Source organism: Plantactinospora sonchi (assembly GCF_036422035.1).
GTDB classification, from domain to species: Bacteria; Actinomycetota; Actinomycetes; order Mycobacteriales; family Micromonosporaceae; genus Plantactinospora; species Plantactinospora sonchi.
Genome location: NZ_JAZGQK010000038.1, coordinates 81,038 through 93,182, shown reverse-complemented (window position 1 = coordinate 93,182; position 12,145 = coordinate 81,038). Strand labels below are relative to the sequence as shown.

The 12,145-nt window shown below is 71.7% G+C and carries 11 protein-coding genes; 7 read left to right on the top strand and 4 right to left on the bottom strand.

The window, feature by feature from the left end; genetic code table 11:
• The first annotated feature begins 332 nt into the window (after nucleotides 1-332).
• Together V1633_RS34240 and V1633_RS34235 are read left to right on the top strand one after the other, a co-directional pair.
• Nucleotides 333-686, top strand: a complete 354-nt coding sequence (locus V1633_RS34240) for a VOC family protein (RefSeq protein WP_331218444.1) — start codon at nucleotides 333-335, stop codon at nucleotides 684-686.
• A 35-nt stretch (nucleotides 687-721) separates the two neighbouring features.
• Nucleotides 722-1,987 carry a deoxyguanosinetriphosphate triphosphohydrolase gene (locus V1633_RS34235; protein ID WP_331218443.1) on the top strand — a complete coding sequence of 422 codons (1,266 nt, stop codon included), beginning with the start codon at nucleotides 722-724 and terminating at the stop codon, nucleotides 1,985-1,987.
• Nucleotides 1,988-2,162: 175 nt separating this feature from the next.
• On the opposite strand, the gene V1633_RS34230 is transcribed toward V1633_RS34235, so the two are convergent.
• Both V1633_RS34230 and V1633_RS34225 read right to left on the bottom strand, forming a co-directional pair.
• Nucleotides 2,163-3,431, bottom strand: a complete 1,269-nt coding sequence (locus V1633_RS34230) for a hypothetical protein (protein ID WP_331218442.1) — start codon at nucleotides 3,429-3,431, stop codon at nucleotides 2,163-2,165.
• Between the two features lie 12 nt (nucleotides 3,432-3,443).
• Complete coding sequence (locus tag V1633_RS34225; protein ID WP_331218441.1) at nucleotides 3,444-4,970, bottom strand: alkaline phosphatase D family protein; 1,527 nt, start codon at nucleotides 4,968-4,970, stop codon at nucleotides 3,444-3,446.
• A 209-nt stretch (nucleotides 4,971-5,179) separates the two neighbouring features.
• On the opposite strand from V1633_RS34225, the gene V1633_RS34220 reads away from it, so the two are divergent.
• From V1633_RS34220 to V1633_RS34210, 3 genes are all read left to right on the top strand, one after another.
• On the top strand, nucleotides 5,180-5,875 hold the full coding sequence (locus V1633_RS34220; protein ID WP_331218440.1) for an SDR family NAD(P)-dependent oxidoreductase: 696 nt from the start codon (nucleotides 5,180-5,182) through the stop codon (nucleotides 5,873-5,875).
• A 9-nt stretch (nucleotides 5,876-5,884) separates the two neighbouring features.
• Nucleotides 5,885-7,492: an MFS transporter gene (locus V1633_RS34215; RefSeq protein ID WP_331218439.1), complete on the top strand. Its 1,608-nt coding sequence runs from the start codon at nucleotides 5,885-5,887 to the stop codon at nucleotides 7,490-7,492.
• A gap of 161 nt (nucleotides 7,493-7,653) precedes the next feature.
• Nucleotides 7,654-8,169 (top strand): hypothetical protein, encoded by a 516-nt coding sequence (locus tag V1633_RS34210; RefSeq protein WP_331218438.1) that lies wholly within the window; start codon nucleotides 7,654-7,656, stop codon nucleotides 8,167-8,169.
• Between the two features lie 32 nt (nucleotides 8,170-8,201).
• Here the strand turns inward: V1633_RS34210 and V1633_RS34205 are convergent, their stop codons facing one another.
• Nucleotides 8,202-9,689, bottom strand: coding sequence for a cation:proton antiporter domain-containing protein (locus tag V1633_RS34205; protein ID WP_331218437.1), 1,488 nt, complete (start codon nucleotides 9,687-9,689; stop codon nucleotides 8,202-8,204).
• 5 nt (nucleotides 9,690-9,694) lie between these two features.
• On the bottom strand, nucleotides 9,695-9,979 hold the full coding sequence (locus tag V1633_RS34200) for a potassium transporter TrkA (protein ID WP_331218436.1): 285 nt from the start codon (nucleotides 9,977-9,979) through the stop codon (nucleotides 9,695-9,697).
• A gap of 103 nt (nucleotides 9,980-10,082) precedes the next feature.
• Here V1633_RS34200 and V1633_RS34195 point away from each other — a divergent pair, with 103 nt between their 5' ends.
• Together V1633_RS34195 and V1633_RS34190 are read left to right on the top strand one after the other, a co-directional pair.
• The gene (locus V1633_RS34195) at nucleotides 10,083-10,928 is read left to right on the top strand and encodes a siderophore-interacting protein (protein ID WP_331218435.1); all 846 of its coding nucleotides are present in this window, start codon (nucleotides 10,083-10,085) and stop codon (nucleotides 10,926-10,928) included.
• Nucleotides 10,929-11,112: 184 nt separating this feature from the next.
• A complete protein-coding gene (locus V1633_RS34190; protein WP_331218434.1) occupies nucleotides 11,113-12,114 on the top strand; it encodes a LuxR C-terminal-related transcriptional regulator in 1,002 nt (333 codons plus the stop codon).
• The last annotated feature ends 31 nt before the right edge of the window (nucleotides 12,115-12,145 follow it).

The following is a 12,145-nucleotide window of genomic DNA, read 5'->3' as shown; positions in this document are numbered from 1 at the left end:
CGCTGAGCGTGGAACGTGCCGGCGGTCGGGAACCTGCCGGCGGAGACGCGGACCGGTCGTCCGTGCCGGCGGACGCCCTGCCCGCTGATATGGGCCGACGTCGTTGGCTGGTCACCTTCCGCCTCCGGCACGTTACACCCGGCCATGGCCGGTCAGGGGGCCGGTGACCACCGGCGATCGTTCGGCGACTCTCGGCTGTTCGGTGGTTGTGGGCCGGCGGCAGCGCGCGATCGGCGGGAGTGTCGGGCTCCGGTTGGCTCTCCGGTCTCGGCGGCCAGGCGTAACCTGAGCGGCACGCGAACCCTGTTTCCCTCGTGACGGAGGTTTGGCCGATGGGCAGCGTGTGGGAAAACCTGGTGGTCGACGCGGCCGATCCGGCCCGCCTCGCACGCTGGTGGGCCGAAGCCCTCGGCTACCAGATCGTCAACGAGCTGCCCGACGAGGTGGAGATCCGCCGCGCCCCGGACGTGCTGCCCGCCCTGGTCTTCGTACCGGTGGCGGAGCACAAGGAGACCAAGAACCGGCTGCACATCGACCTCCGGCCGACAGACCGTGAGGCCGAGGTCGAACGACTGGTCGACATGGGTGCCCGACACGTCGACGTCGGTCAGTCGTCCGACGTCACCTGGACCGTGCTGGCCGACCCGGAGGGCAACGAGTTCTGTGTGCTCGCGCAGCGGAGCTGACCGGCGGGGCCGATGACGACGCTCGGCACGGACCGGTGAGCACTCTCGGCACGGTCGGCCGGCCCGGGCACGACCCGGACCACGACGCGGAACGCCGGGTGGTGGAGGCGCCGAAGGACACCGGCTACGGACGCAGCCCGTACCAGCGGGACCGGGCCAGGGTCCTGCACTCGGCGGCGTTCCGGCGACTCGCCGCCAAGACCCAGGTGCACACCGCCGGCACCGACGACTTTCTGCGTACCCGGCTCACCCACTCGTTGGAGGTCGCCCAGATCGCCCGCGAGATGGGCGGCCGGCTCGGCTGTGACCCCGACATCGTCGACGTGGCCGGGCTCGCCCACGACCTCGGACACCCGCCGTTCGGACACAACGGCGAGGACGCGCTGGACGTACTGGCCGCCGGGTGTGGCGGCTTCGAGGGCAATGCCCAGACGCTGCGGGTACTGACCCGGCTGGAAGCCAAGGTGTACGGGTCGGACGGCACCTCCGTCGGCCTCAACCTGACCCGGGCCACGCTCGACGCCGTCTGCAAGTACCCCTGGCCCCGGCGGGCCGGCCGGCGCAAGTTCGGGGTGTACACCGACGACCTCGACACCTTCGCCTGGCTGCGCCGGGGTGCCCCGGACGGCGAGGTCCGCTGCCTGGAGGCACAGGTGATGGACTGGGCCGACGACGTGGCGTACTCGGTGCACGACGTCGAGGACGGCATCCACGGCGGATACCTGCGGCTGTTGCCGCTGCGCGCCGACGCCGACGAGCGGGCGGCGCTCTGCGCCGACGTGGCCGGGCGCTACTCGCCCGAGTCCGCCGACTACCTGTCCGAGGTACTGGCGGACCTGCTCGACGACCCGCTGCTGGCCCCGCTGGCCGGCTACGACGGCAGTCACCGGTCGCTGGCCGCGCTCAAGGCGACCACCAGCGTGCTGACCGGCCGGTTTGTCGCCTCGGCGGTCACCGCCACCCAGCAGCGGTACGGCGTCGGACCGCTGCACCGCTACGCCGCCGAGCTGGTGGTACCACGGCGGATCCGCGCCGAGTGCGCCCTGCTCAAGGGAATGGCCCTGCGGTACGTCATGCGCCGCCCCGGCGCCGAGAGCTGGTACGCCCGCCAGCGCGAGATCCTGACCGAGCTGGTCGGGGCGCTGGCCGTCCGGGCACCGGACGCGCTCGACCCCGTCTTCGCGCCGCTCTGGAGGGCGGCGCCGGACGACAACACCCGGCTGCGGGTGCTGGTCGACCAGGTCGCCTCGCTGACCGACCCGGCCGCGGTCGCCTGGCACCAACGCCTCACCGTCGGCTGATCCCCTGATCCCCTGATCCCCGCGACCGTCGGCTGATCCGCGCCGCCCGCCGCCGGCTCGCCCCCCCGGCCACCCGGCGCCGGCTGGACCGTCCGGTGGCAACGACCGCCGGCAGGCACCGGCGTTAAGAAGGGGCCCTTCCCATACAGAAAGCGTTAGGAAGGGCCCCTTCCGTTCAGCGTTGCTGGCGCCAGTCGGAGTTGCTGCCGTCCAGGCCGAGGATGACCTGGTCGAAGAGGTTGCCGTCGTTGTCGTCGGTGTAGCAGACGGTCAACTCGCCCCAGGGCGAGACGGCGACGGCGAGCTGTTCCTGCCGTCCGGTGGTGGTCTGCCCGACCACCCTGGCAGCGAGCCGGCCGGTGAACGTACCGTCCGGGTTGACGCCGCGCAGCGCGACGTCCTGACCGCCGACCGTCCAGCCGACCACCACGTTCGCCTGGTCGTCGAGACCGACCACCGGATCGCCGGCACCGGTGACCGCCTCGACCTCGGCATGTCGGGCCACGGCCGCACTCGTGAACGACCGCAGCCAGACGCCCGGACCGCCGGTGTGGTCGGACTCCCAGGCGACGACGAAGTCGCCGGTGAAGTTCGCCGAGACCGCCGGATGCCACTGCTGGCCGCCGGTGGCCGAGTTCGCGACCCGGCGGGACAGGTTGACCGCACCGTCGCCCCGGGCCAGCCGGGTCAGCCCGACGTTGTAGACGCCGTTGGCGTCGGCGTCCTCGTCCCAGACCACCAGCGCGTCACCGGAGGCCGAGACCGCCACGTCCGGGCGGTGGTGCTCGCCGGTCGACTGGCTGGCCGCCACCTCGTACGCCTTGCTGGCCGCACCGGTGTAGCCGGCGGCCCGGACGGTGGCCGGACCGGTGTCCTGGACGTCCTCCCACGCCACGGTGAACGCCACCGCCGTCGGGTTGCCCGGTACGCCGTCCGGGTCCACCGCCACCGTCGGCCAGAGCTGCTGGCCCGCGGTGGCGGCGTTCGCCCGCCCGGAGGCGAGCACCGATCCGGTGGGGGAGAGGACCCGGTACGGGATGTTGTAGTAACCGTTGCCGTCGGGGTCGTCCGCCCAGACCACCACGACGTTGCCCCGGTCGTCGATGCCGACGTCCGGTGTCACGTGCTTCCAGTCGGTGCCGGCGGTGCCGCCGGCGGAGAGTTTCAGTTCGTACACCGGCGCGCCGTTGCTGAACACCCGCAGGTAGATCTCGGAGTGGACGTCGTCCTCCGGGGCCGTCGAGTCCCGGTCGTCCTCCCAGACGACGGCGACCCGGCCGTTGCGGTTGGAGGCGATCGCCGGCACGTCCTGGTCTCCGGTGGCCGCGCTGTTCGCGGTGAGCCAGGTGACCGGAACCGCCGCGGCGACCATCCGCTGCGGCGGCACGGTGGGTCCGGGAACCGCGAGCAGGGACGCGGCGAGCAGTGTGCTGATCGTGGACATCCGCGGCGTCTCCTAACCGGCCTGCAGGCCGGGCTGGCCGTCGACGATGACAAAGGAACCCACGGTGGAGACCGGGGCGCCGTGTTCGGTGACGCTGGCCACCGCCCGGAAGTCGGCCCGCAGTTCGGTCCGGCCGATGGTCGTACGGACGTAGCCACGGCGGTTGGAGAAGAACCTGAGGTGCGGGTTGGACGAACCGTTCGGGATGGCGGTCTCCGCCGACCCGTTCCCGCCGGAGGAGACCGAGGTGCAGACCAGTTCCGTGCCGATGGTGGCCGAGGACGGGTTCGCGTAGTCGGCCTTCAGGTTGTTCGCCCACGCCTGGTGCACGTCGCCGGTCAGCACCACCGGGTTGCGTACGCCGCGCTCGACCCAGCCCTGCTGGATCCGGGACCGGGAGGCCCGGTAGCCGTCCCAGGCGTCCATGTTGGCCGCACCGGAGGCGTTGAGCTGGCGGGCGAAGAAGATCTGCTGGCCGATGACGTCCCAGGTGCCGTAACGCTGGGCCAGGCCGTCGAGCAGCCAGGTCTCCTGGGCGGTGCCGGTGACGGTCCGGGCGGCGAGGTCGGCGTCGGCGCAGACCTTCCAGCCGTCCCCGCAGGCCTGGTCGTCCCGGAACTGCCGGGTGTCGAGCATGTGGAACGTGGCCAGCCGACCCCAGCGGATCCGCCGGTACAGCGGGATGCTGTTGCCGTTCGGCGCGGCACTCGGCCGCAACGGCAGGTTCTCGTAGTAGGCGCGGTAGGCGGCGGTGCGCCGGGCGGTCCACTGGGCGGCGGTCAGCGTCGGGCTGCTGTCCGCGCGCACCATGTTGGCGTAGTTGTTCTCCACCTCGTGGTCGTCCGGTACGACCAGCCAGGGCGCGGCCGCGTGGGCCGCCTGCAGGTCCGGGTCGGACTTGTACTGTCCGTAGCGCCGCCGGTAGTCGGCCAGCGTGACGATCTCGCCGCCGACGTGCTCCCGGACCGAACCGGTCGAGGTCGCGTCCTCGTAGAGGTAGTCACCCAGGTGCAGGACCAGCCCCGGGTTCTCCTCGGCCAGCCGTCGGTACGCGGTGTAGTAGCCGGCCTCGTAGTGCGCGCACGAGGCGAACGCCATCACCAGGTCCCGGCCGAAGCTGCCGGCCGCCGGCGCGGTCCGGGTACGCCCGACCGGTGAGATGTGCCCCTGGGCCCGGAACCGGTAGAAGTAGTCGGTGTCGGGGGCGAGACCGCCCGGGACGACGTGCACCGAGTGGGCGTCGGCGTAGCGGGCGGTCACCGAGCCCGAGGCGACCAGCGAGCTGAACCGCTCGTCGGCCGACACCTGCCACTCGACGGTCACGTCGGCGTTGGCCATCCCGCCCTGACCGTCGGCGTTCAACGGTGCCGGCGCCAGCCGGGTCCACAGCACGACGCTGTCCGGGGCCGGATCACCCGAGGCGACGCCCAGTTTGAAGGGGTACGGCGGGGCGGCCAGGGCCGCCCGTCCGGTGGCCGCGACGACGCCCACGGCGCCGAGGCCGCCGAGGACGAAGATGCGGCGGTGGAGTTTCCTCATGGCCGGTAACCCTGCGGGCCGTGCGTGAACTGTGTACGCCTCGGCACGGAATCGACGGTGACGGGCGGCTGTCGATCGAATCGGGGCGATCGTGCCCGCCCGTCCCGGTCGTCCCCGCCCCGATTGGGCGATCATGGCCGCACGTCCGCCCCGCAGGTGTAACCCTCCTTGATAGGACGGCGTCGTCGACAGGGAGCTGGAGCGTGCCCATGAACCCCAGGACATTCGTGGTGGACGGCGGGACGAGCGGCCTCGGTCTGGAGGTGGCCCGACTCCTCGCCGCCGACCACCGGGTGGTGATCATCGGCAACGTACCCGCGGAGGTCTCCCAGGCGCGGGACGAGCTCGGCTGCGACGGCATCGTCTGCGACGTCTCCCAGCCCGACCAGGTCCGGGACACGCTGGCGGAGGTCACCGTCCGGTACGGCCCGATCGACGGCCTGGCCCACTGCGCCGCGATGTGGGCCGGCGGCGCCCTGGAGGACCTCGCGCCGGAGATGGTCCGTCGGGCGATCGAGGTGAACGTGCTCGGCACCACCATCCTGCTGCGCGAGACGCTGATCCGGATGCGAGAGCAGGGGTACGGCAACATCGTCTACGTCAGCGCGCTGGCCACCGACGTCCCCCGCCCGGGGATCCCGCTCTACCGGGCGACGAAGAGTTTCGGTACCAGTCTGGTCGAGTCGCTCGCGGAGGCGCAGGGGACGAACAGCATCAAGGTCATGGAGATCCACCCCGGTCCGATGCACACCCGGCTCCAGGAGCGGGTCGGCGCCGACTTCCTCGACACCGTCTTCGCGCTCCCCGAGCAGGTGGCGGCCGAGGTCGTACGGCTGCTCCTGCTCACCGCCGACGACCTCTACGTCTCCGGCCAGAGGGTGCTGCGCGCCGACGGACGCTGGTAACGGACACCGATGGTCAGCGCCGGACCGGCCTCCGCCGAGCCGCCACCCTCAGCGCTCGCGCCGCTGAAGGTGGCGGCGTACCGGAACCTGTGGGTGGCGATGCTGGTCGCCAACATCGGCACCTGGATGCAGACCGTCGGTGCCCAGTGGCTCCTGATCGAGCAGCCGAACGCCTCCACCCTGGTCTCCCTGGTACAGACCGCGAGCATGCTGCCGATCCTGCTGCTCGCACTCCCGGCCGGGGCGCTCGCCGACACCCTCGACCGGCGGCGGCTGCTGATCGCCGTGCAGTTCTTTGTCGTCGCGGTCGGGGTGGCGCTCACCCTGCTGACCGCCGCCGCCCGGATGCCACCGGCGCTGCTGCTCCTGCTCACCTTCGCCTTCGGGGTCGGGCAGGCGCTGACCCTGCCGGCCTGGGCCGCGGTCATCCCGGACCTGGTCCCGCGCCGGCTGCTGCAGTCCGCCTCCGGGCTCGGCTCGATCAGCGTGAACGCGGCCCGTTCGGTCGGGCCGGCGCTGGCCGGACTGCTGATCGCCTGGACCGGCGTACCGCTGGTTTTCGCCCTCAACACCCTGGCCTTCCTCTTCTTCGCGTTCGTCCTGATCCGCTGGCGGCCCGGCAAGGCCCGGTCGGTGGAGGTACCGGAGCGGTTCACCGCCGCGCTGCGGGCCGGCGGCCGGTACGTCCGGCACTCGCCGATCGTGCAGCGGCTGCTGCTGCGGGCCCTGCTCTTCCTGATCCCCGGCAGCGCGCTCTGGGCGCTGCTGCCGCTCGTCGCCAACCAGGAACTCGGACTCGGCTCCGGCGGGTACGGCGTCCTGCTGGCGGCGCTCGGTGTCGGCGCGGTCATCGGCGGGCTGGTGCTGCCCTGGGTCCGGTCCCGGCTCTCCCCGAACCAGTTCCTGCTGATCGCCGGGGTGACATACGGGATCGCCATGCTCGTGGTGGTGCTGGTCAAGATCGAGGCGGTGGTGCTGATCGCCCTGGTACCGGCCGGCCTGGCCTGGGTGACGGTGCTGTCCAACCTCAACGCCGAGATGCAGCTGTTCCTCCCCGGCTGGGTACGCGCCCGCGGCCTCGCCGTCTACCAGGTCGTCTTCGCCGGTGGCCAGGCGATCGGCGCACTGGCCTGGGGTGTCGTCGCGGACACGACCAGTCTGCTGCTCGCCAACCTGATCGCCGGCCTGCTGATGGTCGCCGGTGCCTTCACCGTACGGATCTGGCCGCTGCCGGACCTGCGGGCCGTCGAGAAGGACCCGGCGACGCACTGGCCGGAACTCGACCTGGTGGACGACCCGGACCCGAGCATCGGTCCGGTGGTGGTGATCCTGACCTACACCGTCCGGGAGGAACAGCGGGAGCATTTCGTCTCCGCGATGGAGGACGTCCGGGCCGCCCGGCAACGTACCGGTGCGCTGCGCTGGGGTCTCTACCGGGAGGGTGAGACGGCGGACCGCTACCACGAGGTCTACGAGCTGGCCTCCTGGGACGAGCACCTCCGCCAGCACGGCGGCCGGCTGACCAAGGCCGACCAGGCCGCCGAGTTGCGCGCGCTGAGACACGTCGAGGGTGAGCCGGAGGTCAGCCACCTGCTGCCCGCCGAAGCCGGCCCCTAGGTGCTGTCCGGAGGCCGACCGGACCGGTGGTGCAGTTCCGGTCGACGATGAGAACATGGGAGACTGTCGATGTCTACGCGCGGGTGGGACACGCGAATCAGCGCCGCTGGCGGGCTCCGGCGGTGCCGCCGCGACGTCCGTTCCTGCCCGAAAGGTGTCCCATGCCCGTCATTCCCGTACGCCGTTGGTCCGGTGCCGTCGGTGCGCTCGTCCTCGCCACCGTCGCGATCGTCGCCCCCGCCGGGCCGGCCCGGGCCGCCGTCGGCTGCGCGGTCGACTACACCGCGACCATCGGCAGTCACACCGGAGTGAACACCCCGCCGACCAACTGGCGGGTCAACGGGGTGGCCTGCGTGACCGACGGCGAACCTCCGACGGTGATCGCCGATCCCACCTCGGACTCCGTCCCGGAGGGCACCGGCGCCGGGTTCCGGGTACGCCTGAGCCACCCGCCGGCCGAGGCCGCCTATCTCGGGATGACGATGCGGGGCACCGGTGGCTGGGTCAGCCAGCCGGTGATGCTCCGGTTCACCCCGACGAACTGGAGCAGTTGGCAGGGCTTCGCGGTGGGGAGCGTGCAGGACGCGAACACGGTCGACGACGTCGTCGTCTTCACCCTCAGCTTCCCGGGTTACCTCTCCGACACCGTCACCTTCACCCAGATCGACGACGACTAGGTGCGCTCGCGCGGATCCTGGCCGTCGGGAACTCAGGATTCGACGCTCGGCCGGGGACCGATCGGCTCGCGGACCAGGGCGCCGTCGAGATAGCAGTACCGCCAGTCCTCGTGCGGCTCGATGGAGCGGATCAGCGGATGCCCGGTCTCCTCGAAGTGCGCGGTCGCGTGCTTGTTCACCGAGTCGTCGCAGCAGGCGACCTCACCGCAGGTCAGGCACATCCGCAGGTGGACCCAGTCGTCCCCGGACTCCACGCACTGCGGGCACACGTCGGTGTCGGTCTCGGTGATCTGGATCCGGTCGAAGTGCGGGCAGGCGGTGCTCGTCGTCTCCTCGCGGACGTACCGCCAACGGTGCCGGAGCAGCTGGTCCGGGATGAACCGGGCGAGGTAGCGGGACTGCGCCGCGAACATCGGGCTGAGCACCGCGAGGATCAGCACGTACAGCGCGACGAACGGCCCGATCCGGGGGCTCAGCCCGGCGCCGAGCGCCAGGGTGGCGAGGATCAGCGAGAACTCGCCCCGGCCGAGCACGGTCAACCCGACGTTCGCCGCGCCCCGCTGGTTGAAGCCGAACAGCGAGGCGGTGATCAGCCCGGAGCCGACGTTGACCACGAGGGTGATCAGCACCGCGATCACCACCGGCACGGCCACGGTGCCGAACGCGCCCACGTCGATGCTCAGCCCGAAGCCGACGAAGAAGACCGCGGCGAAGACGTCCCGCAGCGGCAGTACCAGCCGTTCCACCCGTTCCCGTACGGCGGTCCGGGCGACCACGAGCCCGATCATCAGCGCGCCGATCGCGTCCGAGACGCCGACCTCGGCGGAGAGCCCGGCGACCAGGACAACCAGGCCGACCATCAGGATCGCCAGCAGTTCGTCCTCGTGGCTGCCGATCAGCCAGCCGATGGCCCGGGCGCCGAACCGGGCCACCAGGACCAGCAGCAGCAGGTAGCCGAAGCTCATGCCGATGTGCATGGCGATGTCCGCCGGTGAGGTGGCCCCGGCCAGGATGGGGGAGAGCAGCGCCAGGTAGAAGGCGAGGAACAGGTCCTCGATCACGATGATGCCGAGGATGATCGGTGTCTCGGCGTTCGCCAGTCGGCGCAGCTCGATCAGCAGTTTGGTGGCGATCGCCGACGACGAGATCCCCAGCGCGCCGGCGATCACGAAGGCTTCCGGGGTGCCCCAGCCGAGGGCGAAACCGAACCCGAGTCCCGCACCGACGTTCAGCCCGATGGAGCAGGCGGCGGCGATGAAGAGTCGTCGCCCGCTGCCGAAGACCTGCTGGACGGGGAACTCGACACCGAGGTTGAACAGCAGCAGGACCAGCCCGACGGAGGCGAGCAGGGCGAGGTCCTCGGGATGGGCGACCAGGACCGGCCCGGGGGTGGCCGGGCCGAGCAGGATGCCGGTGAGCATGTAGAACGGGACACTGGGCAGGCCCACCCGTCGTCCGGCGCGGGCGAGCAGCCCGGCGGCCAGGACGAGGGCGCCGAAGCCGATGAGGTCAGCGTGCACGGCGCTCAGGCGAAGAACGTGCCGGAGAGTACGGCGCCGACCTTGCGGGCCTGCTCCTCGCTGAACTCGATGACCGCCGCCGGCTCGTCCGAGCGGCTGTTGAAGACGTAGAGGTCGCGGGTGCCGTCCCGGCGTACCACCACGGAGATCCGGTCGCCGCCGTGGCCGAGGTCGATGTCGAACCGCTTGCCGATGCCCGGCAACTCCTGTACGCGTACGCCCTGGCCCATGACCTCTCCCCAGAAGCTGATCTCGTCGACTGTCGGACGGTGGCGGTCCGTGGCACCCACAGCCTAGTCACGGCGGCGAAAAGGAGAAGGCCCCCGACCCGTACGCGGGTGACCTGGGCCTCCCCGGGCGACGCCCGGCGGTCGATGAGGCTAGCCTAAGCTAATGGCGGAGGGTAGGGACGGAACGCGGGTCAGGTACGCCACCGTGCTGCGGACCAGCTGGATCACGCCACACATGATCCGGGTGGTGCTGGGTGGGGACGGGCTGGCGGAGTTCGCCGCCGACAGGTACACCGACCACTACGTCAAGCTGATCTTCCCGCCGCCGGGCGTCGAGTACCCGGTGCCCTGCGACCTGGACCTGATCCGGCGTGAACTGCCCCGGCACCAGTGGCCACGGCTGCGCACCTACACCGTCCGATTCTGGGACCCGGCCGCCAGGGAGCTGACCCTGGACTTCGTCTACCACGGTGACGAGGGCCTCGCCGGCCCGTGGGCGGCCGGTGCCCGGCCGGGCGACCAGGTGATGTTCCGGGGCCCCGGTGGCGGCTACGCCCCGAGCCCGGCCGCCGACTGGCACCTGCTGGTCGGCGACGAGAGCGCCCTGCCGGCGATCGGCGCGGCCCTGGAACGACTGCCCCGCGACGCGCCGGCCCGGGTCTTCGTCGAGGTGTCCGACCCGGCCGAGGAGCAGGAGCTGACCACCACCGGGGCGGCCGAGATCGTCTGGGTGCACCGGAGGCGTCGGACGGTCGGCGAGGCCCTGGTCGAGGCGGTCCGGGCGATGGACCCGCCCCCCGGCGCCGTGCACGCCTTCGTGCACGGCGAGGCGCAGTTCGTCCGGGAGCTGCGCCGGCTGCTCCGCGTCGACCTGCGGGTACCGAAGGAGATGCTCTCCATCTCCGGCTACTGGCGGCGGGGCCACGACGACGAGAGCTGGCGTGCCGTCAAGGCCGATTGGAACCGTCGGCTGGAGGAAGAGGAGGCGGCGGTCCTTCCCGTCGGGTGACGCCGGCCGCCGGCGCTCACCCGGTGTTCGGAACAGTTCGGAACAGCCGGGCGGTCTTGTTCGCCCGGCGCCGGATCTGGTGGAGTGGAACGAGGTAGGCCCCGGAACTGAGGACTACTCATGAGCCCACTCGCCGCGCCGGCCGCAGCGTTCCGCCGTACGGCCCCGTCCCGCGGAAACCCCGATGTTTGAAGCACTCGGCCTCGACCCGACGACCGAGTCGGTGTACTTGGCGATGCTGGAACTGCCCGAGGCGAACCTGGAGGACCTGGCCCGGCATCTCGACCTCGGCCGGGCGCAGCTGCTCGACGCGCTGGACGAACTGGCCCGGATGTCGTTGCTGCACCGTCCGCTGGCCGGCCCCGAGCCGGTCCGGCTGGTCGACCCGGAGGTCGGCCTGGCGGCGCTGCTCGCCCGCCAGCAGGCCGAGGTGGCCCGACGCCACCAGGAACTCGAGGAGAGCAGGGCGGCCTTCTCGACCCTGCTCGCCGCCCGTGCCGAGCAACAGCCGAAGCTCGCCGAGCCGGGGGTGGAACGGCTGGTCGGAATCGAGGCCATCCGTTCCCGGCTCCAGGAACTGGCCGAGACCTGCACGTGGGAAGCCTGCTCGTTCATGCCCGGCGGTGCCCAGTCCGCATCGAGCCTGGCCGCCAGCCGCCCCCTCGACGCGGACGCGATCAACCGGGGCGTCCGGCTGCGTACCGTCTACCAGGACAGTGTCCGCAACGACCCGGCCACCCGGGACTACGCGCAGTGGCTCGGCGAACTCGGCAGTGAGGTCCGGACCGCGCCGACCCTGCCGCTGCGCATGCTGATCGTCGACCGCCGGTACGCACTGGTGCCGGTCAACACCGACAACAGTGGCGCGATGGCGCTGATGATCTCCGGCACCGGCATCGTCAGTGCGCTGTTCGCGCTCTTCAACGGCATCTGGAAGGACGCCACCCCGTTCGGGGCGCCCCGGCGTCGCGACGACAACGGCCTGTCGACGCAGGAGAAGCAGGTGCTGCGGCTGCTCGGTGAGGGCCACACCGACGAGGTCATCGCCCGCCGGCTCGGCATCTCGGTGCGTACCGCCCGTCGGGTCGCCGCCAACCTGCTCAACCGACTCGGCGCCCGGAGCCGGTTCCAGGCGGGCGTACTGGCCGTCGCCCGCTCCTGGATCGACCCCACCGAGGTCGAGTGAGCCGGTCGCCGTCGGGTGAACCGGTGGCCGT

Coding starts and splice junctions, on each gene's coding strand:
- V1633_RS34240 (WP_331218444.1), top strand. CDS start 333: ATGGGCAGCGTGTGGGAAAACCTGGTGGTCGACGCGGCCGATCCGGCC.
- V1633_RS34230 (WP_331218442.1), bottom strand. CDS start 3,431: ATGTCCACGATCAGCACACTGCTCGCCGCGTCCCTGCTCGCGGTTCCC.
- V1633_RS34225 (WP_331218441.1), bottom strand. CDS start 4,970: ATGAGGAAACTCCACCGCCGCATCTTCGTCCTCGGCGGCCTCGGCGCC.
- V1633_RS34220 (WP_331218440.1), top strand. CDS start 5,180: ATGAACCCCAGGACATTCGTGGTGGACGGCGGGACGAGCGGCCTCGGT.
- V1633_RS34215 (WP_331218439.1), top strand. CDS start 5,885: ATGGTCAGCGCCGGACCGGCCTCCGCCGAGCCGCCACCCTCAGCGCTC.
- V1633_RS34210 (WP_331218438.1), top strand. CDS start 7,654: ATGCCCGTCATTCCCGTACGCCGTTGGTCCGGTGCCGTCGGTGCGCTC.
- V1633_RS34195 (WP_331218435.1), top strand. CDS start 10,083: ATGGCGGAGGGTAGGGACGGAACGCGGGTCAGGTACGCCACCGTGCTG.
- V1633_RS34190 (WP_331218434.1), top strand. CDS start 11,113: ATGTTTGAAGCACTCGGCCTCGACCCGACGACCGAGTCGGTGTACTTG.